Genomic DNA, 25,335 nt, shown 5'->3' with positions numbered 1-25,335 from the left:
GTCAGGTCCGAACGTCGTCGATGAAGAGCGATCGAAGCTCGGAATCGGCCGCGAGGTCGGCGGCTGCGCCGCGGATGGTGACATCGCCGGCGTGATCGGCCAGTGCGAGACGGCTGAGCACTCGCCAACGCAGTGAGCCGGACGCGTCGGATGCGGCGACCGCAGCCTCCAGCCAATGCGTGCGCTGCGTGTCGTCGCTGAGAAGGGCCAGCGCACGCTCGACCGGACCGAGGTTGAACAGTCCGAAGCCGACGACGATCGACCTCCCGGCGAAGGGGAGCAGAAATCGTCGAGTCTCGTCGATGAGCGCTCGGTCGCCGGTCGAGGCGAGGACGTCGGCGAGTGCGGCAACGATCGGGAGCGACATGCTGCCGGGTCGGGCCAGCGCCTCCCTGGCGATCTGCACGCCGTCGCTGCGGCCTCGTTCGGCATCACCACAGATGGCATCGGCGATGGCAAGCCCGGCGCGACCGGTGATGGTGCGTCCGAGGTTGTTGCGCAGCTGCCACATCATCGGCGCGAGGTCGGCCAGATCGGTTCGGGTCCAGGCGTCGAAGAACAGGGCCGCGGCTCGGGCGCTCGAGGCCTCGACCACTCCGTGTCGCGAGCCGTGTTCGTACGCCTCGTCGGCGATGCGCCCGGCAGCTTGGACCTCGCCGGCGTCGAGGGCCAGCATGGCGTCGAAACACAACGCATGCCACAAGCGGGTCGGGTCGCCTGTTCGGGTGCCAAGGTCGACGAACCGACGATGGTGTTCGAGTGCAGTCGCTCGATCGTTGCGCTCGAACGCGGTGATGGCCATCATCTGCTGGATCCGGGCGCCCTCGACACCACCAAGATCGTGCAGATGATCGGGGAAGGCGTGGTCGGCCGGTTGGATGTGGTGGCGGGCGGTCCAGCTGGTGACGTGAGCCAGCGCGACCTGTTCGTCGGTCGTCGCCAGGCCGAGTGCCCGATCGGCCCAGTCGACGGCGTCGGCCGGTCGGCCGCCGAGTGCCGAGAACCGGCTCTGGTAGAAGGCCACGTCGAATCGGCGACGGGGTGGGATCTGATCGAATGGAAGCCGTCGCAGGAGTGAGAGACGAGCCGAGTCGCCAGCGCCGCGTTCACCGTGCGGAAGGCCCGAGAGAGCAGCAGCGACGGCCTGGTCCCAATCCTGCGCAGCCGCCGCTCGTTCGAAGGCTCGTAGGCGGGCCGTCGTGCCGTCGAGCCCGGATGCGTCCAGCGCCGCCGCCCACATGGTGAGCACCTCGACCGGTGTCTCGTCGCCCAGGAGTTGGTCGACACGCTCGCATTCCCGTGTGACGGCACGCCAGTGACCACGTTCGTGGTACCGGGTCGCCGAGTCGGTGAGCAGCGCAACCGCAACGTCGATCGAACCGCTCGGAGCGGCTGCGTAGGCATGATGGGCTCGGCGATGCGGATCGCTCTCGATCTCGAGCACCCGCAGATGCAGCGCGGACAGCCGGAACCGCGGGACCGAACCCAGCAGTGCGTGACGCAGACGGAGGTCGCGGAACCGCAACTCGTTCTGATCATCGCACTCGTCGACGAGTTCTCGGGACCACAGCTCGCCCACCGCTCGCTCGATCTCGTCGGCCGGTCGGTCGAGGATGTGCGCCAGGTCGTCCAGACGGAACGTGTCGCCCAGAACGGCGGCGCCCACGCCGACCTCGCGAACCTCCTCGCTCAGGCGGCTGAGCAGGCGACCGGTTGCCTGACCGGCGACGGCGCGCTCCGGGAGGAGCAAGGTGGTGGGATCGGCCGCCGCCAGTAGTGCAACGACGAGGGCGGCGAGCCCGCCGCTCGCCGCGTGGATGTCGTCGGCCAAGCCTTCGGCCGCGTCGAGGGTGGCGTCACCGAACTCGCGGAGAACCGCCGCGATGATGTCGTCACGCTCGAGTGGAGCGATGTGCAACACGGGGACCCTGAGGTGCTCGAGGTCGTGGCGCAAGCTCAGCCATTCGGACGACGCTCCGTCGCCGTCGGCCGCCACCGTGACCGAGAGTCGGTCGTCGGTGAGCGATGAGTGCATCAGGAGCCGAACGACGTCGAGCGAGGCCGCATCGAGTGCGTCGGCGTCATCTACGAACACATGGAGCACGTCGTCGGCATCGCGGGCGAGACGGACCAGGTGCTGCCAATGTTGGCGGACGGCCTCGGCCATCGCGTCATCGCCGGGTTGGCTGGGCGTCGGAAACGATGCGAGGGAAGGAACGGCAACGTGGAGCGCGGCCAGCGGCGGTGCGTCGTCGGCGAGGGGGATCACGTAGAGACAGGGCTGACCGCTCAGAGCGAGTTGGTCGACGGCCATCGCGGTCAGCCTGGTCTTGCCTGAGCCGCTCGGCCCGAGCAACAAACACGATGTCGACGACATGAGCGTGTCGACGATGTCGTGCTGACCGATCAGCGGACTCGTGCCGGCGAGGTCGAGCGCCGGGTGTCGCAACGCCACCGATGCCGCAGCCCGTTGATGGGCGGCGATCGGTCGTTGCGGCACCAGGGCCCGTAGCCGGCTGCCCAGTTCGTCGGGTACGACACCGATCTCCCGGCGGTGCCGTTCGATCACGGTCTGGAGGAGTCGTGCGGCCTCGTCGCCGCGGTCGGCGACCTCGAGGATCGTGATGACCTGGCCGATGGTGTCGGTGTCGGTGTACTCCCGGGCGGCATGGGCGATCAACGATGATGCGGTGGCGTCCTCGAGCGTCGTGGCCCCGACGCTGCGAAAGCGTTCCACCAGTCGCCGTTGTTGGAACTCGGCGAGATGCCGGGCGTCGTCGAGGAGTGGCCCCGACGCGATCCCGTCGTACGGCCGACCGACGACCGCCCGGCTGATGTCGACTTCGTCGGGGAGGCGTTCGGATCGCACGAGTTCATCGAGCCACCAGGCGTCGACGGCATCGATGGGGCATGCCAGGCGGTAGCGACCGGAAGCGGCTCGGATGTCGATGTCGGGGAACTGATCTCGCAGCCGGCTGATGTTGAGTCGCAGCGCCGCGTACCACGTCGGAGGAGGGCCGGATGGCCAGACGATTTCGGCCAGTCGGTCGTGTGGCTGCCCTTCCGGTCCGGCTGCAACAAGGGCCGCGAGCAGCTGCGTGTGGATTTTCGACAGGTCGAGTGCTGTCGAGGACTCGCCACCCGTCACGGTGACGTGGCCGAACACGCGCACCCCGAACCGTCGCTTGTTGCCGCTGCCCACTGTCCTCCTCCCGGAACCGAAGCAGTGTCCTTCAATCGCAGGACGTCAGCAACGATCTCCGGTCAGCTCGGACGACTTCGAACGGCGCCATGCGACTCGTTCGAGGTCACCTCTGGGTGCATACCGGCGGAGGAGCTCTGGGTCGATGGGATCGCCGGCCCGCTCGGCCAAGTCGTTGAGAATGACCGTCGGATCGAGGGTCCAGCGTTGGGGCCGGTTGGCCGGGCCGGCGGTAAAGAGCAGATCGTCGTGGGCGAAGACCACGCAGTACACGCCCGCCGTCCCGGTCGTGATCACGGTCTCGAGTTCGAACCGGTCGTCGTGGCATTGCCAGAGCCAGATCGAGCCGTCGGTCGTGCCGGCCGCCAGGCGGCGACCGCTCGGGGAAAACCTCACACCGAGCACATTGCCGGCTGGGCCCCTCAGCTGCCGGACGACGTGAAGGCCGGATCGGTCGGCTCGCCAGACCGTGACGGTCCGGTCGACCGAACCGGTGGCCAGCAGGGCCGACGTCGGGTGGAACGTTGCGCACAGCGTTCCCGTCGACGTCGTCGGCCGGTGTCGGGCGATGACCTCCAAACCGAGGCTGTCGTCGACCTCGGCCAGCGCGATCTCGCCGGCGCCGGACGTGACCGCAACTCGCCGACCGGCAGGATCGATCGCGACCCCGAGCGCCGGCGCGGTGATCGAGACGGTGCCGACCACCGACATCGATCGATCGGCCGCCTTGGTCCACACCGTGCAGACGCCGTCGCGAACGGCTGCCGCCAGCATCGTGCCGGCGTCGTCCATCGCCAGTTGCTCGATCAGATCGCCCGCATCGTCGAGTGTGCCCCGAACCTGCCGACTCGCCGGGTCGATGCACACGATCGAGCCGGTCCTGGTACCCAAGCACAGCGCCGAGCCTCCAGCCGAGAGCGCACCGGAACCCGCAAGTATCAACCCCTCGGCCGCCGGTCGAAAGAGGTCGTCGGTTCGAAGTTCGCCGTTGTGATCGAGTGTCCAGGCATAGGCGCCCGTGCGATCGACCGACACGACGAATTCAGGGTTCCGGTCGGCAAGGATCGCCCAGGTCGGCGGCACATCGAGCGGTTGTGCCTGATGGTCGAGCCAGACACGCAGCACACCGTCCTCGCCGGTCGTGGCCAGACCAAAGCTGTCGAACAGCACGACATCGGTGATCACGGACGGGTGACGGAGCCGACGTTCGAGCGCCTGCCACCCCGCGACCTGCCAGAAGCGCACGCGTCCATCAGAGCTCGCAACGGCCACGAGGTTGCCATCAGGAGCGAAGCTGATGCTGTTGATCCACGTGGCGGCGCGGCTTCCCGATCGATCGAACTCGACTGGGCGATCGGGATCGGTCAGGTCCCAGCACCGGACCTCGCCACCGTGGTGACCAGCGGCGAGGCGGGAGCCCGCCGCGTCGAGTGCGATCGCCGAGGCGGGATCGCCCCTGGCGTCGTCATTGGTCCACAGGGGGTTCGCCATCCCTTCGAGATTCCAAAGGGCAACCGTGCCGTCGTAGCTCGCCGTTGCGAGGCGCAGGGCTCCGTCGTCGATGGCGAGGTCCATCGTGCGTGCCGGCAAGGCGATCGTGTCGGACAGCACCCAGTCGTGTGTGTCGCCCTCGCGCCGCCAGATCGTCACGGCGCCCGATCCATGCCCGACGGCGATGATCTGGCCTTTTCCCGCAACGGCGATGGCGGTGACCTCGTGTCGCTCGTCGGCAGGGCGATCGGTCGTTGAGAGCTCGACGATCGCAGGTTGATCGGGATCGGTCCCGAGGATCACCACGTGGCCGGTCTCGGTGCCGGCGACGACGATCTTGCCATCGCTCGAGATGTCGAAGGCGGCGACGTCGCCGTCGAGATGGGGTGTGAGCGTTGTCTGCACCTGCAGTCCGAGCGGAGACCGGCGATAGAGCGTCAAGGAGTTGCGTGTCGCATGGACCAGTCCTCGGTCGAATCGGGCGAGGCCGGTGTTGCCGGGCGCCGTTGCGATCCGCGGTCCAAGTGCTGACGCAGCGGCACTGATCAGCGCTGATCGGGCCTCGACGGTGGGGGAGATGGTGTAGGCCGCTGCGGCAAGCTGGGCGCTCGTTGCTCGCTCGGACTCGGCCAGCAGCGCGGCGGCCGTCGCAATGTGCCGGGACGTCGCAGCGTCGTCATCGGTCCGTTGGGCATCTCGTCGCTCGCAGCTGATCGCCAAGAACTCCTCGTCGGCCGGCTCGAGGTGGAGCTGGGCAATCGGGTCGGCGGTCACCGCCATCGCATCGTCGAGCGGCTGACCCGACAGCAAGAGCGACGGGTCGCGATCGGCATCGCTCCACAAGCTGCGAGCGGTCCGCACCGTTCGAAGCGTGGCCAACGAGGCGCGGGTCTCCTCGATCCATCGGCCCAGGCGGGGCCACGACATCACCAACGTCTCGTGACTGATCGTCGCACTGTCGATGTCGACCACGACGAGGCGACGGCGGGTGAAGGCGTCGATCACGGCGTCGACATCGGATGCCGACAGCGATGCCCGCAACGGCTGGAGCCGCACCGGTCGACGAGTCGGACGACCTTCCTCGCCGAGCTCCACCATGCGGCAGAGCACGGCCCGGGTGAGACCGGGAAGCTCGCCCTCGAGTTCGGCAAAGGCGTCCTCGGCCGACTGTTCGAGCGCTCCCTCGAGTCCACCGATCGCCCGGTAGCCGTCGAGCGTGAGCTGATCGCTGTCGTCGGAGGCGAGCCGGTAGAGAATGTGGGAGAGCAACGGGAGTGGGCTCGACTCGACCCGCTGCGCAGCGTGGACCTGGACGTCGACGAGCAGCTGGGTGAGCAGTGCTGGCTCGATCGTCCGCCCGGTTCGGTCCGCCGGAGCGATGATGCACGACACCACCTGCTCCGGGCTGAGCGCGTCGACCACATAGGGTCCGGCCCGGAAGCCGGCCATCAAGAAGCCGATCGACGACGCCCGCTCGAAGTAGTCGGAGCGGATCACGACTACGACGACCGCACCGACATCGATCGCCTCGTGCAACTGACCGATCGTCGCCGCGAGCGCGGCCTCCTGGCCTCGCTGCAGCAGGAACTCGAACTGATCGACGATCACGACACGTGGTCCGTCGCCGAGCGACGGCAGGGGCATGTCGGCTGCAACGACGTAGTCGACGTCGTGCCCATCGGTCTCAAGCAATGCCTGAACCCCGGCCTGGAGGAGGGAGGACTTGCCGACGCCCGATCGCCCGAGCACGACGAGGGGTGGCGATGCCTCGCTCACGGCCAGCCGTTCGCTGACGACCTGGGCGATCGATGCTGCGTCGTCGTCTCGTCCGAAGAAGAGGTCGGCGTCGTCGGCCGAGTACGCCTCGAGGCCGCGGTAGGGGTTCCGACGAGGCGAGTGGCGCTGGGTGCGCAACAAGACAACGGCCGCAAGCATGCGATCGACGTCCTCGATCCCGAGGACGTCGAGCAAGCGGGCGAAATCGTCGATATCACGGGGATAGGGCAGATGCTCGCCCGAGATCCATCCGTGCAGGGTCGACGGCGGTCGATCGAGTGCGGCTCCGAGGGCCTTGTAGCTCCACCGAGACGCCCGCTTCGCCCGTCCGAGGTGCTCGGCGAATTCGGCAAGGCTCATTCCCTCGCCCACTGATCCCCCTGACGCTGCTCGTGAGTTGGTCGACCCTAAGAAGCAGACGCAACCGAAATGCAACGCCAGCGCGACGGATCGGCGGACCCGCTTGGACGACTCACGATGTCGAGGATCGAAGATGGTCGAGGTAGGCCTGACCTCGGGGTGAGAGCCGATAGCCGACCCGGAAGCTGAGGGTGAGACCGAGGTTCTTAAGCTTGCGGACGTCGAGCTTGAACGGCTGGGTCTCCCGTCCGAACATCTCGGCGAGCTCGGGGGCCCGGCGCTCGGGATGGGCCTCGATCACCTCGAGGTACGCCGTCGTCCACGGTCCATGGTCGGCTCGGTCGAGCCGCTCGAGACGTTTCGCGAGTGCGGCAAGATCGTCGGGACCGAGCTCGGCGTCGTTGGCAAGCTCGGTGCGAGGGTCCGGTTCGTCGAGATGGCGGAAGGCGATCCGATAGACCGGCAGTGCCGCGTCACCGCGCAGGTCACGTCGCAGGGCGTCGGCATCGACAGAGCCGGCGCTGACGGCATCGGCATCGCTGATCTGTGCTGGGTCGACGAGATCGAGTGCCTCGACCAACAGCCGCCCGGCGCCCGTTCGGTAGATGTTGCCGGCCTTCACCTGCGAGCGCTTCCACCGTCGAAACGTGAGCACGACCTCACCCCGCTGGATCGGCTCCCAATAGCGCTTGGCGATCAACATCTGCGCATTCTCTCATCCTCCGGAGGCTCGCATGCGCACGAACTACCGTCACAACGACCGAGCGTCGCACCGAACGAAGGAGACGGAATGGGCAAGCACGTGGTGTCAGTGTCTCTGGGCAGCGCGACGCGAGACAAAGCCGTGTCACTCGAGCTCGGAGGCGTCGAGATCCGAGCCGAGCGCCGCGGCGTCGACGGGAACACAAAGGCCTTTCACCGGCTCATGAAGGAACTCGAAGGCACCGTCGATGTGCTCGCCGTTGGCGGGACCGAGATTGCCTTCCATGTCGACGGTGAGATGTTGCCATTCCGTTCGAGCAAAAAGCTGATTGCCGGGGTCGAGGCGACGCCGGTCGTCGACGGATCGGGCCTCAAACTCACGCTCGAACGACGTGTCTTCGAACTGGCGGCCAAGGTCGACCGAACGCTTTCTGCAGTCCCACGCTTCGAACAGGCATTCCTCAACGTTGCGCTTGATCGGTGGGGGATGGCCCTCGCCGTCGATGAGGTTGCCGAACGTTCGATCTACGGCGATCTCATGTTCAGCTTCGGCATCCCGCTTCCCATTCGCTCTCTTGCCGGCGTGAAGCGTGTCGCCAAGACACTCGTGCCCGTTGCCGGGTTGTTGCCGCTCAAGTGGCTGTATCCCTCTGGTGACAGCCAAACGGTGCGCCAACCGAAGTTCCCCGAGTTGTTCGCCTCGTCGGATCTCATCTGCGGCGACTTCTTGTACATCGCGAAGCACGCCCCCGACGACCTCGGAGGCAAGACGGTGCTGACCAACACGACGACCGAAGCGAACGTGGAGTGGCTCGCCGGAACGGGTGTAGATCTGCTCATCACCACGACCCCACGGTTCGACGGGCGATCGTTCGGCACGAACCTCACCGAAGCCATCATCACCGCCGCCGTCGAATCCGACCGTCCGCTGACGGTCGATGAGATGAACGCCACCATCGACGAGCTCGGCATTCTGCCCGATGTGACGCGTTTCTGACTGGGGATTGTCGCGGCGCGTCGAGGGAGCCGCTCTGCGGCCTGCTTCGGTGGGCTCGGTAGGTGGACCGGCTAGCGAAGGGTGGTGCCGTCGGGCCGGGTGATGGTCCAGTTGCCGTCGGGGCCGCGTTTGGTGCGATAGCCGTGTTGCTTGTGCCGGTTGTGTTTGGCGCACAGCGGTGCGGCGTTGTCAGGACTGGTGGTGCCGCCGCCGGGGTCGACGCCGGGGATCGGAGCCCAGGGGGTGGCGTGGTCGATATGGCAGCGGCTGGTGGGGACGTGGCAGCCGGGCCAGATGCAGTGGGTGTGCGGGATCTGGGCGGCGATACGGGCGCCGCCGGTGAAGAGGCGGCTGCGGCGGCCGAGGTCGATCACCACGCCCTTGGCATCGGTGATGATGCGGCGGATGTCGCCGAGGAGGGCGGCGGCGACGGCTTCGCCGGGTTCGAGGCGGATGCCGTCGGTGGTGTTGCACCGGTAGCCGGGCCGCCACGGATCGTCGGGGCCAGGGTCGGCGCCGTTGAGTTTGCGGATCCAGCGGGCAAAGGTGGCCTGGTCGATCACGATGCCGGTCACGACGGCAGGCTTGCCCGACCCGGAGACGTTGGCGGCGAGGCACATCTTGTGGAAGGCGTCGGCTCGGCGCTGGTGCTCGGTGCGAGCCAGGTGGGCAGTCGTGGTGGCGTCGCCGTGTTCTGCGGTTGCCTGGTCCCAGTCGATGGCGAACTCGAGATCGAGGTAGTGGCGGAGGATCGTGTCGATCTCGGCGCCTTGGAGCGCAGCGAAGCTGCCCTTCAGGGTCCAGGAGTCATCGAAGTCCTGGTGCAGCGAGACGTTGCGCTGGTGGTGGCGGCGTTGGTTGTGATGACAGGTGCCGTCCTCGTCGACGAGCTTGGTCCATTGGGTGAGGAAGGCGTCGAAGTCGGGGTAGGGCAGGGTGCGGGCGTGGTCGACAATGTCGGCCTCGGCGTCGATGAGCGCGGCCCGGACTCGAGGGTTGCTGTAGGCGCGGGTGATGCGGCGGACGGCGTCGGTGCCGATGTGCGCGGAGCGATACGCAGTGGCGACCGACGGGAGATGTTGCAGCGCCCGGACAGTGGCAACGCGCTGGTGGGCTTCGCGGCGCGAGGTTCGGGCGTGATGGGCGATGTAGGTGGTGGGGGTGTGGGCGTCGATGGTGTGGAGACCGGCGTTGGTGATGGTGCCGGCGACGCTGGTCTGGAGGGCGTCGATGCGGGTGCCGAGGTGTTCGATGCGTTGGACCAGTGCGACGCCGGCGGCTGCATCGACGAGGGTGAGATCGAGATGGAGGAGGGCATCGAGTGCCCGATCGGCCGCGGCGACGGCTTCAGCCACCTCGGCAGATGGTGTCAGGTCGCTGCAGGTCATATCACGAACAATAGTTCGAGGGTGTGACACTGAATGCGTGGCGGTGGGCCGAACGGTCCCATGACTGGGCCAGACGCCTCACCGATGGGAATCGCTGCTGGTCGCCGCCCCTCGCACGGATGGTCCGAAGGTCTCATTCCGACCTGACGGGTTCATTGCATCGCACCTGCAGCCGACCTGCACATGCGAATACCTCACGTTGATCACGACACATTGCAAGGGTGACAGACACATGACCAACCGATTCGTTCGCTTCCTCGCCGCGGGTTCCCTCGCGACGACGGCCCTGGCCACGGCGGCGCCTCCCGGCGTCGCTGCGGCACCGCCCACCGGTTGCGGCGTGGTCGGTGTGAATGGTGTGGAAGCCATGGCCTTCCCCAACCCCACGAACGGCGGCACGGTCGCGCAGGGAGCGGTCGTCACCTACGAGAACGTCGCCACCGTTGACGGCCAAGTGGTCGACGCCACGGCAACCGTCACTGCGCTCAGCGGGGGCACCATCAACTTCGAGGACACCGCTGGCGGTACCGGAGGTGGCGCCAACGGCGGCGACGGCGAGGCCTCCTTCCTGATCAACCGCACAGGGACCACGGCGTCGGCCACGATCACGTGGTCGTTCTACGCCGACGGGAATCCGGCACAGCCGGTTCCCGTGCTGTCGAGCTGGCTCATCCGCGACATCGACGGACCGAGCCGCGAGTCGCTGTCGATCGGAGCGACCGGGCTGACCGCAGCATCGACCGCGTCGACCACCAACCTCTCGGTGAACGCATCGGGCGACCCGGCCACCGTCGTGGGCGGCGCCGACGAATCCGGCGGCGACACCTCGAAGGTCCAGCTCGACTTGGCCGGCGTGTCCGAGATCGTGATCACCTACGGTCTCGACTCGGGCAGCACCGGGGCCCGATACATCCACAACGGTGACGGCACTGCGGCCATCACGAGCGGAATCACGTGCATCGGGGTGTCCGACTTCGACGGCGACTCGATCCCGGACATCGATGACCCCGATGACGACAACGACGGCATCTTGGACGTCGACGAGGGCGATGCCGACTCCGATGCCGACGGCAAGCCCGACTACAAGGACCTCGACTCCGACAACGACGGCATCGAGGACGCGTATGAAGGTTCGGCCGACTTCGATGGTGACGGCACCCCGAACTACCTCGACCTCGACAGCGATGGCGACGGGCTGACCGACGCGTCCGAGGCGGGCCACGGCATCGCCGACACCGCCGGTCGCATCCCCGGACCCTACGGCGTCAACGGCTGGGCCGACTCGGTCGAGGTCGCAGACTCCAACTTCGACACCACCAACGCCACTCGTTCGTACAGCATCCAGAACGCCGACGGCGGCACCGACGACTTCCTCGAGAACGCCGACGTGGCGGTCACCGTGCTCACCTCGCCGTCCGCCGTTCCCGGTACGCAGACGTCGGTCACGATCGGCTTGACCAACAATGGTATTGGCGACGCCGGTGAACTGGTCGTGCGCTATCCGCTGCCCGCCGGCACCTCGCTGGCCAGCGGCGGTCCTGCGGGTTGTGTCGAGGTGGGTGGTGCCGTCGAATGCACCTTCGCCGGACCGATCGCCGATGGGGCCACCCCGTCGTTCACGTTCGACCTCGACACCGATCCGTCGGCGACCGCGGGCGTGATCGCCACTTCGGCGACGATCACCAACCGCAACACCCCCGACGCCGTGCCGGCCAACGACACCGTCGCCGGCACGTTCACGTTCCTCGATCCTCAGGCCGACCTCGAGGTCACCACCGTCGGCGACGACTCGGTCGCTCCCGGCGACACCGGGTCGACGACGATCGTGGTCACCAACCTCGGTCCATCGGATGCCGCGGGACACACCGTGTCGCTTCCGCTTCCTGCCGGCACGAGCTTCGAGCCCACTGGTTCCTCGCCGAACTGCACGCTCAACGGCTCGACCGTCGACTGTGTGGTGACCGGACCAGTCGCTCCTGGCAACACCACCACGCTCGACGTCGCCTTCACCGTCGACCCGGCGACCACGCCCGGCAGCAACACGTTGGCCGCCTCCATCACGTCGGCGTCGACGACCGACCCGATTGCAGCCAACGACTCGGCGAGCGGCACCCTGACCGTCACCGCTGCGATGGCCGACCTCGAGGTTTCGGCGACGACGCCGTCGCTCGTTCCCGGATCGGCCGGAACCACCACGATCTCGGTGACCCACGAAGCCGGCAGCTCGTCGGCGCTCAACACCGTGCTCACCTATGACCTGCCTGCCGGGGTCTCGCTCGACACCGGCACTCCGCTGCCGGGCGGCTGCTCGGTCGACGTCACCGGGCGCACCGTGACCTGCGATGCAGGCACCGTCGCCCCTGCGGGCGCGGCGTCGTTCGACATCCCGATCCTGGTGGACTCCGATGTCGTCGGCCCGACCACGTTGGCTGGCACGCTTGTTGCGACCTCGAACGCCACCGACACCGACGGCGCCACGGGACCGGCCAACGTTCAGGCAACGGCGCCGGTCGCCGACCTGGCGATCACGACCTCGGCGACGCCCACCCTCGTGCCCGGCACCAGCGGTGACATCGTCGCTCACGTGGTGAACAACGGCCCGTCGGATGCCTCGACGGTCGTCGTGAGCTATGACGCTCCGGCCGGTGTCACGATCGACACCTCGAGCCCCAACTGGGACGCCGCCAACTGCGTGGTCACCAATGGCGGGACCACGGCGACCTGCGCCGTTCCTTCGGCGCTCGCAGTGGCGGGCACCATCGATGTCACGATTCCTGTCCACCTCGACCAGGCGGTGACCATCGCCCCGACGGGCGGTCAGCTCTCGGTGGCGACCTCCACCTCCGACCCAGTGGCAGCGAACGACACCTCAGCCGCCGACCCCGGCATGGCTGCGCCAGTCGCCGATCTCGGTGTGACGGTGACCTCGGCGCCGATGCTCACGGTTGCCTCGGGCGACAACGTCACCGTGCAGGTGGCCAACAACGGCCCCTCGCGCAGCGGTGCCGCCGACCTGGTCGTCGAGCTTCCGGCTGATGTCGAGTTCGACCCGACGGCACCAAACCCCTCGGGTTGTGCCATCGATCCGATTGGTGCTCGATGCGCTGTCCCCTCGACGGACAGCGGAAACACCGTTGACATGATCGTTCCCGTGCGGCTGACCGCTCCGCAGACCACGACCGGCGGGTTGTCGCCGACGACGGTCTCGGTGACCGGCCAGACGGTGACCGACGATGTGCCCGCCAACGACTCGGCGACCTTGTCGCTGAGCCGTGATCTCGGTGCCGACTCCGATTTCGATGGCGTCGCCGACGTGATCGAGATCGGCCCTGATCCCGCCAATCCGGTCGACACCGACAATGACGGCACGCCGGACTACCTCGACCTCGACTCCGATGACGATGGCCTGATGGACACGTTGGAGGCTGGGGCCGACCCGTCCAACCCGGTGGATACCGATGGTGATGGCACTCCTGACTTCCAAGAGATCGACTCCGACGATGACGGTCTGTTGGACACATTGGAGGCTGGCAGCGATCCGGCGAACCCGGTCGACACTGACGGTGATGGGACTCTTGATTTCCAGGAGATCGATTCCGACGATGACGGTCTGTTGGACACGTTGGAGGCCGGTAGCGATCCGGCGAACCCGGTGGATACCGACGGTGATGGGACTCCTGATTTCCAGGAGATCGATTCCGACGATGACGGGTTGCTCGATGCCCTCGAGGCCGGTTCGGATCCCGCCAACCCGGTCGACACTGATGGTGATGGGACTCCTGATTTCCAGGAGATCGATTCCGACGATGACGGGTTGCTCGATGCCCTCGAGGCCGGTTCGGATCCCGCCAACCCGGTGGATACCGATGGTGATGGGACGCCTGATTTCCAGGAGATCGACTCCGACGACGATGGTCTGTTGGACACGTTGGAGGCCGGTAGTGATCCGGCGAACCCGGTCGACACTGATGGTGATGGGACGCCTGATTTCCAGGAGATCGACTCCGACGACGATGGTCTGTTGGACACGTTGGAGGCCGGTAGTGATCCGGCGAACCCGGTGGACACTGATGGTGATGGGACGCCTGATTTCCAGGAGATCGACTCCGACAACGACGGCCTGACCGATGCCCTCGAAGCGGGACCAGACCCGGCGAACCCGGTCGATACCGACCTGGACGGGATTCCCGATTTCCGGGAGACCGATTCCGACAACGACGGCCTGAGTGATGCGGTGGAAGCGGGGAGCGATCCGTCGAACCCCGTCGATCGCGACGGCAACGGGATTCCCGACTACCGGGACCTCGACAGTGACGGTGACGGCATCCCCGACTCGGTGGAGGTCGGCGGCGACCCGTCGAACCCGCTCGACACCGACGGTGATGGCATCCCAGACCACCTCGACGTCGATGCCGATGACGACGGCATCCCGGACATCGTGGAAGCTGCTGGTCTCGGCATCGATCCTCCCGACACCGACGGTGACGGGATCCCTGACTACCGGGATCTCGATAGCGATGGCGACGGCTTCACCGACGCCCAGGAGGTCGCAGCCGGTGGCAACGCCGACGACGACGGTGACGGCATCCCGAACCGCCTGGACAGCGACGTGACCGCACTGAAGGGTGTGCTCACGGGGCCCAACGGGCAGCCGTTGGCCAACGCCACGATCGTGGTCACCGACATCGACGGTCACCGCTACACCACCACGACCGATGCGTCGGGTCGCTATGCCATCGTGGCGGGGCCGACGGTCGCGCTGACCCCCGGGTCGGCGACCGTGGTCGCCACCACGAGCACCGGCGAAGTCGTCTCGGGTGCCGTGGTCCTGCGGGCGGGGCAGGAGGTCACCGAGAACCTGCAGACCGCCGGTCAGACGGCGCCGGTCACGACGACCACCACGACCGCTGTCGCAACGGCGCCGACGGGCGTCTTGGCCTTCACCGGTGGCAACGCCGGACTGCTGGCCAGCATCGGCGCCGGTCTCATCGGCGTGGGCCTCGTCGTGCTCGGCGGCCGTCGCCGCCTGTCGCCGGTGCGGGTCGACGCCCAGAACTGAGTTTGCGGGAACCGGCATGTGCCGTGCGCCGACGACCGAAGTTGGTCGTCGGCGCACGGCGTTCGGCCTACTGATTCGCCGCCATCGAGTCGGCGCCGACCTGGAGTGACGAGGCATCGATGAACTCGAACATCGAGCCGTCGATCGACTTGAGCTGATCGAGGTCGTCGTTGTCCCACCGATCATCGGGAGCGCCGCTCAAGTACCAGGCCGATCCGTTGTCGGCCAGAATCGCCCCGTGCTGCTGCAGCGCCTCGACGATCACCCGTGACTGGCCGGTGAACGACTCCAGATCGACCGAGGACTTGAGGCGCAGCCAGCTGCCCATCGGGGGATTGGAGTTGCCGTCGCTGCCGGCCTGATGGGACGCAGGCCAGACATAGCTGTTATCGGTGATGGGTGCCGTGAACCGGATCGCGTGGTCGATGGTGCCGGAGGCAACCTCGTCGTAGCGGACCAGGCCGGGCAGGATCGGGAGGCCCGCTGCATCGGCCGAGGTCCATCCATCGGGACGCATGGCGTTCGAGGCGAGATCCCAACGGGCACCGCTGCCGGCGCTGATCGTCGATCCGTTCCAGTGCGCGGCGAACAGCTCGTGCAGTACGCACGTGTCGGTATCGACGACGAGCAGGTGGGCGTCGCTCCCTCGCTCGATGGCGGCATCCCGAGGAACGGGGTAGGGGCCGGGATCGCTCTCGTCGCGGTAGAGAAAGGTGACCGGTGTTGCCAGTCCGGAACCGGCGACGACGTTGTAGGGAATGCCGAAGGCGCCGGTTCCGTCGTAGTCGGCGCCGAAGTCGGGGTGGGCATGCGCTGTGCGACCAATCCTGTTGACGAAGGCGTCGCTCGAAGGATGGACGGGCAGGGACGTCACGTCGGCGTACCAGAACGAATCCGAGGGGAAGAGCTGGCATCCACCGATGGTCTGATGAACCGGATCGGCCGGCCGACCGGAAAACTCCGGGCTCTCGCTGAAGCCCACCATCACCGCACCCCGGGTCATGGTTCGACGCCGGAGCTGCTCGGTCCAGAAGGTCAGGCCAGCCGTGTCGGGTTCGCGTCGCAGCACGTTCCGATAGACGAGGGCAACGAAGTCGGCGTCGGAGAGAGACCCGTACATGGACACGAATTCGGGGCTACGGGCGAACACCTCCGAGATGGCAGCAAGTGACATGCCCCCCAATTGCTGCTCCCTCCAGTAGCCGAGGCCAGCGGCGTCACCGGCCCGGAGAAAGTACGCCCGATAGAGGCGCTCGACCTGGCCGGGATCCAGATGGCCGAGCTGTACGGCGAACTCCACCGACTCGCTGAAGCCGACCATCACCGCTCCACGCGACCGACTGGCCAGCTGACCCCTCCAGAATGCGGCGCCGGCGGTGTCGGGCGAACGGTCGAGCACATTGCGGTACACGAGGTCGACGAAGGCTGCGTCGTCGAGGGGGCCGTACGTCGCCGTGAACTCCTCGCTCTCGCCGAAGGCATCGGCGATGCTGTCGAGCGATGCACCGGCCAGGCGGCGCCCCGTCCAGAAGCTGAGTCCTGCGGCGTCGGGAGCACGGTCGAAGTACGCCCAGTAGAGCCGTTCGACCTGGAGGGAAGCAGCGTTTGGCCGTGGTGCCGCGGCCGCCGGTCCCGTTCCAGCGCCCGCCACGATCGATGCGGTGAGACACAGCATGGAAAGCAGCAGCGTCGTCGGGAGCCGGAACCTCGCTCGAGTGGTCATGCGGCCCCTATCGGCGTTTCGGTGTCTCGATCTTGAGTCCGCCGCCTCCCGTGCCGAGGCGGTTCCCGTCATCATCGGTCGCGAGGCGGTCGAACATCAGCAGCATCGCCAGTGTGATGACGATCATCTCGCCGATGGGCCTGAAGGTGGAGTTCCGCCCGTCGAACCACCGATCGCTAATCGACGCCTGGTGGTCCGAAGGACCGCAGCATTCGATCCGTGAGGAAGCCAAGTAACCGACGCCTCCCTTCGAGAAACCCCGGCAGCGTCGAAGTGAGTCGCCACTACGATCCGGCGATGCTCGACCGCACGGCTCTTCTCGACTCCATCGCCACCGATTGTGCAACCATCGCCGCCATCGCCAGAACCGACGGCGACTCCGCACCGATCGCCCATTGCGGCGGTTGGACGGTGAGCGGCGTGGTCGCACACCTGGGCGATGTCCACCGCTGGGCGACGGGCATCGTGACCACCGGTCATCCGCCGGAGGTCGACATCGATCACGTTCCCGACGGCGAGCTCGTTGCCTGGTTCGAGGCCGGCGCCGCCGCCCTGCTGCGAACGCTCCGAGACACCGATCCCGAGTCGCGGTGTTGGACCTTCGGGCTCCCACCGGGAAACGCCGGCTTCTGGACTCGGCGACAGGCGTTGGAAGCAGTGGTGCATCGCTTCGACGTGGAGTCGGCCGTTCGTCCGCCGTCGCCCATCCCGACCGAGTTGGCAGTGATGGGGATCGACGAGGTGGCCAACTTCCTGTTCGACCGCCAGGTCGGACTCGAGCGCACCGCAGCACTCGACGGGTTGGTGTCGCTCGAGGCCACCGATGCGGGGATCACCCTCCAGCTCGGCGCCTCGGGTGCCGGCACCGCCACGATCTCCGGTCGCAGTGAAGACCTGCTGTTGATGCTGTGGCGCCGGCCTCATGGCCAGCTCGCTCGGTCGGGCGACAGCGGCCTGCTCGCTGCGTTCGACGCTGCTGCGCTCACGCCGTGAGCGCGTGCGCTACGACGAAGCTGGGTCGATGACCGCACCCTCGTCGTCGGCCCGAACCGGACGGAGCGAGCGCTCGTAGAACTCGATCAATCGGTTGCCGGCGGCGATCTGGGCCTCGTCGTCGAGCGTCGTCACCAGGCGGCGGAGCTCGGCGAGCACCTGTTCCCGGCGGTCGACTTCGGTGAGGGTGTGCTGGTGATGATCTCGAACCCCGTCGACGGAGTAGCGACCGATGCGGCACGCGAACAGATCGAGCGCCGCCTCGACGAGCTGCGGACAGCGCACGACGGCCCTGCTCTGGGCGACGATTTCTCGCGCTGCTCGTTCGACCCCGGTGGGCATCCGCCCGCTGAACTCCGGACGGAGCTCGTTGCGGAACAGCGCCGCGACCAGGGAAATCGCAGCCTCGCGCACCGGCGGGGTCGGGTCGAGCGATCGCTGGGCGAGCATACGGGTCACACCTGCCGGTGGTTTGCGCGCGTTCGGGTCCGTCGGTTCCACGATCGGCTGAGCGAGGTGAACGGCAGCTTCGCGAATTCGTCCGTTCGGATGAGACCCGAGCACCACGAGCATTCCCGCTTCGTTGGCGACGAGACCGTCCACCTCGTCTGCGGTGAGGTCGTACCAGCCCGGCGCTTCGATGTGGGTTTCACGGACCCGATGGTCGACGCGACGGGACAGGCCATGATCGAGCGCTCGGCGGATTCGTTCGGTGTGAGCGTCGGCCACGTCGCCGCCGGAGCTCGCCGCCACGATCAGCTGATTCGCCGATTCGACGAGTCGGATCGCTTCGCTCTTTGCCCCTGCACCCATCGGTCGATCCTACGGGCACGCCCGAAAATGCCCGATCCAGGGTCGGTGTGGCTGACAGACTCGTCCGATGATCGAGATCCGGCGTGACCACGACAACGAACTCTGCGGCTTCGTGAAGCCGAGCGACGACGTGTGGCTGGCGTGCACCGTGTTCGGCGCCGCCATCGGGCGCCACGCCGAGCAGGAACAGGCCATCGATCAGGTGCTGGCCGAAGGGCTCTCCTCCCTCACCGATCATTGGTCGCTCACCAACACCGCCACGGGTGAGACAGAGCTCGTACGCATCCAGGAGGCCAATCCCACGTCGGTCACCGTTGCGCTCGGCTACTACTCGCTGCCGGGAGTCCCGAGCGTCCGGATCGAGCGGCAGGCCATCGACGCCGGCGAGTGGAGGTTCGAGCGGTGACCGCCAGCACGATCGGCTGAGTACCTCGAGCACGTCGGACAGGTCGCCCGTCTCAACCGGCGAGCTCTCGAGTACGTCCTCGAGCATCCGGGCGTCGACCTGGGTTCGCCCGTGCCACCGTCGTTCGACGAAGAGCCCACGATCGTCGACGTCGCCGCTACGTTCGAGCGGCTGGACCGGGAGTTCGAACAGATGCACTCGATCCTCGCCGGACTCGACCGTGCGGGGTGGGACACCCCGTGTCTGTTGGCGGGGCAGGCCCACACCGCCGGCTGGTTCGCTCGCCATGTGCTCCACGACGGGATCCATCACCTGGGAGACATCGGCCGGATTCGGGTGCTGCTCGGACACGGTGCGCGGACCTCGGCTGGTCGGATCACCGGGCTGCACGTCTCGAGCGGCGGTGTGCCGATGGTCGTCACGGCGCATGCCGTCCCCTGCGGGAAGAACGCCCAGTGGTTCGTCGACGGTGACTTCGCTCGTATCCGTCACGAGGACCATCCGGGGTCGAGCAGGCTCTACGCCGTGCCGCTTGGCCAGGGTGAGCTACGGGTCGGTGACCCGGTGAGGATCGAGCCGGACCATCGGTGATCGAGCCTGCGCGCGATCAATCTCGACCATCGGCGCGCTTTGCCATGATCGTGCCGTCGCCGTAGTACCGGCGAGCCCAGATCCCGGTGCCGGATTCGCCTTCGACTGGCATGCGCCAGGTCGAGGTGGTCGAGTTGGCGAGCGAAACGGCGATCAACGCCCGCGGCTGGTCGATGGTGTTGTCGACGTACGCATCGGCAGATTCCTCACCGACGTAGCGCTTGGCGATGCTCCGGTAAAGGTCCCGCCACTCGTCGTCCTCGCCCGCTTCGTGAACGATGCGAGCATCGCCCTGCACGGTGAGCTTGCGATACGGAAGCGCGTCCTCGTCGATCGAGAGCCCGACCCGGTGATCGCGGCGAATGTTGGCGAGAAAGGCGGCCGGCGAGCGTGGGGTGAAGACGATGTCGTCGTCGACGAGGATGAACCACGTGGGGACCACACGGGGATAGCCGTTGTCGTCAACCGTGCCGATCCGCACCAGGATTCCCGGTTCGGTGAGGAGTTCGCGGACTTCGGTCGCTGTGAGCTTGGGCATGGCCGCTCATCATGCCACAGCGGGTCGTGGCCGCAGGCGGGGGAAGTCGTCGCTCGACCACTCGGTGCGCAACGCGTGGAGCACACCGACGATCGGGATGGCGAGCACCGCACCGATGAGGCCCGCGATTGCGCCTCCGGCCAGTGCCGCGCCGAGCGCAGCAAGGGCCGAGATGTCGACGGCGTGCCCGACGATGGCCGGTTGCACGAGGTTGTTCTCCAGCAGCTGGTAGATCACGAAGAAGGCGACGCACCCCAGTCCCGCGATCGGGTGGAGGACGATGGCCAAGATGAGCACTGGGGCCCAGCCGATGATGGCGCCGATTTGTGGCACGAAGTTCCATGAGAAGGCCCAGACCGCGAGCATGAGCGGCATCGGCACGCCGACGAGCGCTGCCATCGCGCCGATCAGCGAGCCGTTGATCGCCGCAACGAGGGCCGAGCCGGCGACGTAGCCCGCCAGGGCATCGCGGGCCGAGGTGGCGAGCCGGCGCACCTGACGGGTGTAGCGAGCAGTGATCCGGCGGTCGATGGCCGAGATCACGCGGGGCCCGTCGATGAGTGCCGTCAACACCGTGGCGACGATCCAGAACAGGGCGACGACACCTCCACCGACGAAGCCGATCGCCTGTCCGGCGACAGGGGAGCGGTCGATCAATGACGGTGCACGCCGCTGGAAGTCGGCGACGGCCCCTTCGATGTCCAACTCCGAGAGACGACCCCCGACCACTGGCAGGTCACCGAGTGACGCCGCAAGCTGAGGGAGATCGTCATCGAGTGAGCCGACGCTGCCGAGGTCGCCGCCCGATGCCCACCCGAGACCGGCGAGCGCAGTCGCAACGGCGATCGCTCCGGCCACGACGATGGCCGCCCGAGGCGCGTGGAGGCGTCGCTCGGCCCAGCTGACCGGTCGATCCAGTCCAACGGCGATGAGCAAACCGACCGCCACCCAGATCACGATGGCACCGGCCGACGCCAACGACAGCTGGAACATGACGGCAAATACCACGAGCGCGCCGACTCGAAGCAACGTTGTCGATGAGATGTCGACATACACCCGGGGTGCCCGGTCGGCGTCGTTGGTCTGTTCGACCGGCTCGGTCTGACGATGGCCGGCCGGCGGGCGTTCGACGGCGCCATCGGCGTGGCGTTCCGCAGCAAGCTCGGCAACGCTCGACCAGTGATGGGCGGCGGCGTAGGCACCTGCCGTCACCAGGAACAGCCCCGTTGCCGCACCGGGAAGCCCGGCAGCATTCACACCACAGGCGATGCCGACGACGGCGAGAAGCGGTCCGACGCGAAAGGGAGGAGCCGTTGCCGCTCTCGCTCGGCTGGACACGACCACGGTGACGATGGCGACGGCGGCCATGGTGAGCGCCGGCCGCCAACCCTCGCTCAGGCCGGCGACGACGACAGCCGGCATCCACCCGACCACCGGTCCCAGCACGGGAACCAGCGACACGACCGCAGCCCAGAAGGCGAGCAGCGTGGCGCCGGGAAGCCCGAACGAGCGGGTGACGACCAGCGCAATGATGCCAACCACCGTGCCATGGGCCAGCGCATGACGGAGTTGCCGTGCCCCGGCATCGACGGCATCAGACCAGATCGTTCGCAGCTGGCGTCGGCGATCGCGATCGCTGCTGCGCTGCACCATCGCGTCGATCACCCGATCGCCCTGAAGGGAGAAGAACACACTCAACACCACGATCACGACCAGTTGCGAGGCCCGCACGGCGATGCCGGTGGCTGCATCATCGCCGAGCACGGCCGTCGTACCCCACGACGCCGTGGCGTCGGCCGCACGTCGACTCAGATCGGCTCGGCTGAACGCGATCGGGGCGACCCCGTCGCCGAGTTCGGCCAGCTGTTCGCTCGCGTAGGTCTCGAGATGCTCGGATTCGGTGCGAATGTCGGAGACGACCAGTGACGTCACGGTCACGAGCACGATGAACGCGACCAGGTGGACGACGAGGGTGGCCGCCGGCCGAGCGAGCGCCCGGCCGAGCCAGTCGACCAGCGGTGCCACCACGGCCGACAGCACGCCGGCCATGATCACGAGCGCCAACAACTGTTGGGCCCGCCCGATGGCGGCGATCACCACCACCGTCCCGACGACGAACAGTCCGAGCTTTGCGAGCACGGCGAGCGTGAGGTTCGCTTCGACCGTCGGCGGCGGCGATGGGACCGCCTGGGGATCGGTCACGCCGGCCGAACCTCCCGGCGTAGGAGCAGCCAGGCCACCATTGCGGCAACAACCGTGATGGCGCCGAGACCGGCGAGGTCGATTGGGTTCGGCGCCTGTCCCCGAAGGATCACGTCTTGGAGCCCTCGAATGGCGTAGGTGACGGGGAGGATCCAGGACACGCCCTTGAACGGGTACCGCAGCGCATCAAGGCTCAGGAAGAAGCCACCGAAGAACATGCTGGCAAGGAGGGTGAGCATCGCGAACTGCACCGCCTGGGTGTCCGAGCGAGAGAGCATCGACAACACGAGACCGACGGCGACCGCTGCGGCCAGGAGGAGGACGAAGACGGCAACGAGCGACCAGATCGTTCCTTCGATCTTGACCCCCAGGGCGTACCTCACGAGGGTGACGAGAGCAGCCGCCAGCACACCCCCGACGAGCACGAATGCCACGGCCTTGCCGAGCAGAATGGCCGACGGGGGAGTGGAGCTCACCTGGTAGTGCTCCATGATCCCCAGATCACGATCGCCGACGATGGTGAGGGCAGCGAAGGTCAGCGCAGCGTGCTGGATCAGCAAGGCGATCGCGGAGGGGACGAAGAAGTCGACCGGGGAGATCCAGCGGCCGACGATGCTCTCGGTGTCCTGATCGAACGGGCGGACCAGGACCTCGGCCGGGATGCTTCGCAACTCCTCGAGCGGCCCGGACAGCTCCTGGATGGTCGAGTTCAGCTCGACGGCACGCTGCGGTGCATCCTGGGCTGCCGGGTCCCGACGGATCGTGGCCAGGGTCATGCTGGCTTCATCCAGGTCCGACTGCAGCTGGGCGAGCTGTTCTCGCTCATCGGCCGTTCGTGCGTCCTCGCCGGTGACGGCCAGGAGCCGTGACGAGGTGTCGGCGGCCAACGCCGCCGTCGTCAGCCGCTGGTCGAGTTCGACCGACAGCTCCTCGATCTCGGCGTCGGAACGGGCGGCGGTGGCACGGTCGAGGCGATCGGACAGGTCGAGCAATTCCTGGACCTGGGATCCCTCGGCATCGAGTTCGCTCTGGCCCACCCGTACGATCTCGGTCACGACGGCGGCATTGATCTGGGCAACGGCGACCTCCGAGGCGATGTCGACCGCTGCGAGCTGGATCGGGTCGATCTTGTCGTGCAACACGGCGATCTCGACCCGCTCGCCGGCCCGGATCTTCTCCTCGGGATCGGGCGGGAACACCACCACGATGTCGACCTCGTCGTTGCGCAACTGTTCTTGGGCGGCGACGAGGTCATCGGTGAAGCCGACAGGAACCACGTAGTCGGCGAAGCTGTCCTGGTTGTCGACGATCTGTGCCCGCAGCTCCTCGTTTTCGGGTGTGACGAACATCGTGCGGAGACTGATGGTCTCGTTGCGGTAGCCACCGCCGAAGAGCAGGAGGATCGCGAACGGACCGAGCACGAGGACGAGCAGCAGCCGCGGCTGGGTGAGGGTCGTCTTCAGTTCTCGGCGGGCGAGACCCGAGAACCCGATGAGCCACCTCATGGCCGCATCGCCAACGGTTTGCTCGCCGACGTGCGAACCAACTCAACGAACATGGCGTCGAAGTCGACGATGCGCTCCTCGAGCGATGTCGCCGGGCAGCCTGCCTCGATCAGGAGCGGGCCGATCAGGGCGATGACCTCGCCGGCGCTGTCGGTGACAACGCTGACGCTCCGTCGTCCGGTGATCTCAGGGGCCGAGCGCACGCCGGGGAGTTCAGCGATGCGAGCGAGTTGGTCGCTCGGCACTTCTCGGTCGAACTCGATGTCGATCACATCGCCGCCGAAGACCCGGTGCCGAAGGCCCTTCGGTGTCTCGAACGCGACGAGTTCACCTTCGACGATCACGGCAACCCGATCGCAGTAGCGGGCCTCACCGACGTACTGGGTGGTGATCAGGAGCGTGCGGCCTTCGCTGGCCAGGTGCTCGAAGTGTTCCCAGAGCTGCTGGCGCAGTACGGGGTCGATGCCGGCGGTCGGCTCGTCGAGCACGATCAGTTGCGGATCGTGCACGAGGGCCGCCGCCAGGGCAGCCCGGCGCTTCATCCCGCCGGAGGCGGCAGCGACCTTGGTCTTCCCGGCACCCGCCAGGTCGACCAGCTCGAGCATGTCGGCGAAGCGATCGGATCGCTTGAATGCGCTGAGCCCGACGAGCGAGGCGTGCAGGTGCAGGTTCTCGTTGATCGAGAGATGGGGCAGCAGCGCCGGATGCTGCGGCAGATAGCCGATGTTCGCCTTGACACTGGTGGACAGCTGATCGACGGGCGTCCCCCACAGCCGAAGACTGCCCGCCGTTGGTTCGTAGGCGCCGATCACCAGTCGAACAGCGGTGGTCTTTCCCGAGCCACTGGGCCCGATCACACCGACGATCTCGCCGGGCTTGACCGTGAGTGTGAGCGACTTCAACGCCTTCGTCTCGCCGAAGTGCTTGGCGAGCCCCTCGGCCTCGATCACCGAACCCGACGGGATCATGCGTCGGCATCCATGAGCACACCGTCGATGATGTGGACCACGCCGTTCTCGAGGGTGATGTCGCTGCGCACGATCTCGATGCCGTTGACCGTCGGGGTGTCGCCAGAGGTGTCGAAGACCAGCTCGAGGCCGCCGGCACTCGTCGCACTGGGTGTGGTCGCCAAGTCGGCGGCCATCACGGTGGTGTCGAGGTAGTGGTCCTCGAGCACCTGGCGGAGGGCATCGGGGTCGGCGAGCAGATCGGCCATTTCGTCGGCGCTCATGGCCGAGAAGGCGCTGTCGTTGGGAGCGAAGAAGGTGAAGGCCTCGGCGGTGCTGATCTGATCGAAGCCGACGAGATCCATGGCGGTGTACAGCGTCGAAAGGTCGGCCTCCTGGATCTGCGACTGCAGCTGCTGACCGGCGTTGGACACGTCGTCGCTGAGCGCCTCGGTGTCGGCCCCTTCGATCTGATCACTCACTTCGCTCGAGGCATCGTCGACCGCCGAGCTGATGTCGCTGGCATCGGATCCGCAAGCGGCGAGGAGGAGGGCGAGGGTCATCACGACGGAAATGGTCAAACGCATGGGCGGGTCTTTCTCTCGGGAATGGCACGCCGATACCCGCCCTGCGAGGTGGCAA

At 67.2% G+C, this 25,335-nt stretch carries 15 protein-coding genes and 1 pseudogene; 5 read left to right on the top strand and 11 right to left on the bottom strand.

The window, feature by feature from the left end; translation table 11 throughout:
- Position 1: 1 nt before the first annotated feature.
- From R2733_24030 to R2733_24020, 3 genes are all read right to left on the bottom strand, one after another.
- Positions 2–3,202, bottom strand: coding sequence for a hypothetical protein (locus R2733_24030; GenBank protein ID MEZ5379591.1), 3,201 nt, complete (start codon positions 3,200–3,202; stop codon positions 2–4).
- Positions 3,203–3,247: 45 nt separating this feature from the next.
- Entirely contained in the window at positions 3,248–6,829 is a 3,582-nt protein-coding gene (locus R2733_24025) for a WD40 repeat domain-containing protein (protein ID MEZ5379590.1), read from the bottom strand.
- 112 nt (positions 6,830–6,941) lie between these two features.
- The gene (locus R2733_24020; protein ID MEZ5379589.1) at positions 6,942–7,532 is read right to left on the bottom strand and encodes an ASCH domain-containing protein; all 591 of its coding nucleotides are present in this window, start codon (positions 7,530–7,532) and stop codon (positions 6,942–6,944) included.
- A 141-nt stretch (positions 7,533–7,673) separates the two neighbouring features.
- On the opposite strand from R2733_24020, the gene R2733_24015 reads away from it, so the two are divergent.
- The gene (locus R2733_24015; GenBank protein MEZ5379588.1) at positions 7,674–8,528 is read left to right on the top strand and encodes a hypothetical protein; all 855 of its coding nucleotides are present in this window, start codon (positions 7,674–7,676) and stop codon (positions 8,526–8,528) included.
- Between the two features lie 71 nt (positions 8,529–8,599).
- Here the strand turns inward: R2733_24015 and R2733_24010 are convergent, their stop codons facing one another.
- Entirely contained in the window at positions 8,600–9,883 is a 1,284-nt protein-coding gene (locus R2733_24010; GenBank protein ID MEZ5379587.1) for an HNH endonuclease, read from the bottom strand.
- A gap of 265 nt (positions 9,884–10,148) precedes the next feature.
- Between R2733_24010 and R2733_24005 the strand changes: the two genes are divergently transcribed.
- The gene (locus R2733_24005) at positions 10,149–14,975 is read left to right on the top strand and encodes a hypothetical protein (protein ID MEZ5379586.1); all 4,827 of its coding nucleotides are present in this window, start codon (positions 10,149–10,151) and stop codon (positions 14,973–14,975) included.
- Between the two features lie 67 nt (positions 14,976–15,042).
- Here the strand turns inward: R2733_24005 and R2733_24000 are convergent, their stop codons facing one another.
- A complete protein-coding gene (locus R2733_24000) occupies positions 15,043–16,698 on the bottom strand; it encodes a DUF4214 domain-containing protein (GenBank protein MEZ5379585.1) in 1,656 nt (551 codons plus the stop codon).
- A 297-nt stretch (positions 16,699–16,995) separates the two neighbouring features.
- On the opposite strand from R2733_24000, the gene R2733_23995 reads away from it, so the two are divergent.
- Entirely contained in the window at positions 16,996–17,691 is a 696-nt protein-coding gene (locus R2733_23995; GenBank protein MEZ5379584.1) for a maleylpyruvate isomerase family mycothiol-dependent enzyme, read from the top strand.
- 9 nt (positions 17,692–17,700) lie between these two features.
- Here R2733_23995 and R2733_23990 read toward each other — a convergent pair whose 3' ends face one another.
- Entirely contained in the window at positions 17,701–18,504 is an 804-nt protein-coding gene (locus R2733_23990) for a hypothetical protein (GenBank protein MEZ5379583.1), read from the bottom strand.
- A gap of 67 nt (positions 18,505–18,571) precedes the next feature.
- On the opposite strand from R2733_23990, the gene R2733_23985 reads away from it, so the two are divergent.
- Positions 18,572–18,910 (top strand): hypothetical protein, encoded by a 339-nt coding sequence (locus R2733_23985; GenBank protein MEZ5379582.1) that lies wholly within the window; start codon positions 18,572–18,574, stop codon positions 18,908–18,910.
- Between the two features lie 27 nt (positions 18,911–18,937).
- A pseudogene (locus R2733_23980) lies at positions 18,938–19,501 on the top strand (DinB family protein).
- A gap of 16 nt (positions 19,502–19,517) precedes the next feature.
- Here R2733_23980 and R2733_23975 read toward each other — a convergent pair.
- Genes R2733_23975 through R2733_23955 form a run of 5 tightly spaced genes read right to left on the bottom strand, consistent with a single transcriptional unit; the run spans position 19,518 to position 25,280 of the window.
- Positions 19,518–20,039 carry a pyridoxamine 5'-phosphate oxidase family protein gene (locus R2733_23975; protein MEZ5379581.1) on the bottom strand — a complete coding sequence of 174 codons (522 nt, stop codon included), beginning with the start codon at positions 20,037–20,039 and terminating at the stop codon, positions 19,518–19,520.
- A gap of 9 nt (positions 20,040–20,048) precedes the next feature.
- Positions 20,049–22,241, bottom strand: a complete 2,193-nt coding sequence (locus tag R2733_23970) for an AI-2E family transporter (GenBank protein MEZ5379580.1) — start codon at positions 22,239–22,241, stop codon at positions 20,049–20,051.
- Positions 22,238–23,746 carry an ABC transporter permease gene (locus R2733_23965; GenBank protein ID MEZ5379579.1) on the bottom strand — a complete coding sequence of 503 codons (1,509 nt, stop codon included), beginning with the start codon at positions 23,744–23,746 and terminating at the stop codon, positions 22,238–22,240. The genes R2733_23970 and R2733_23965 overlap by 4 nt, the downstream gene beginning before the upstream one ends.
- Entirely contained in the window at positions 23,743–24,714 is a 972-nt protein-coding gene (locus R2733_23960) for an ABC transporter ATP-binding protein (GenBank protein MEZ5379578.1), read from the bottom strand. The genes R2733_23965 and R2733_23960 overlap by 4 nt, the downstream gene beginning before the upstream one ends.
- Positions 24,711–25,280: a fasciclin domain-containing protein gene (locus R2733_23955; protein ID MEZ5379577.1), complete on the bottom strand. Its 570-nt coding sequence runs from the start codon at positions 25,278–25,280 to the stop codon at positions 24,711–24,713. The genes R2733_23960 and R2733_23955 overlap by 4 nt, the downstream gene beginning before the upstream one ends.
- Positions 25,281–25,335 lie beyond the last annotated feature (55 nt).

The sequence above is a fragment of the Acidimicrobiales bacterium genome, from assembly GCA_041394265.1.
In the GTDB taxonomy this organism is placed as follows: domain Bacteria; phylum Actinomycetota; class Acidimicrobiia; order Acidimicrobiales; family SZUA-35; genus JBBQUN01.
The sequence above is the reverse complement of the archived record's forward strand: the minus strand, read 5'-3'. Positions and strand labels throughout refer to the sequence as shown.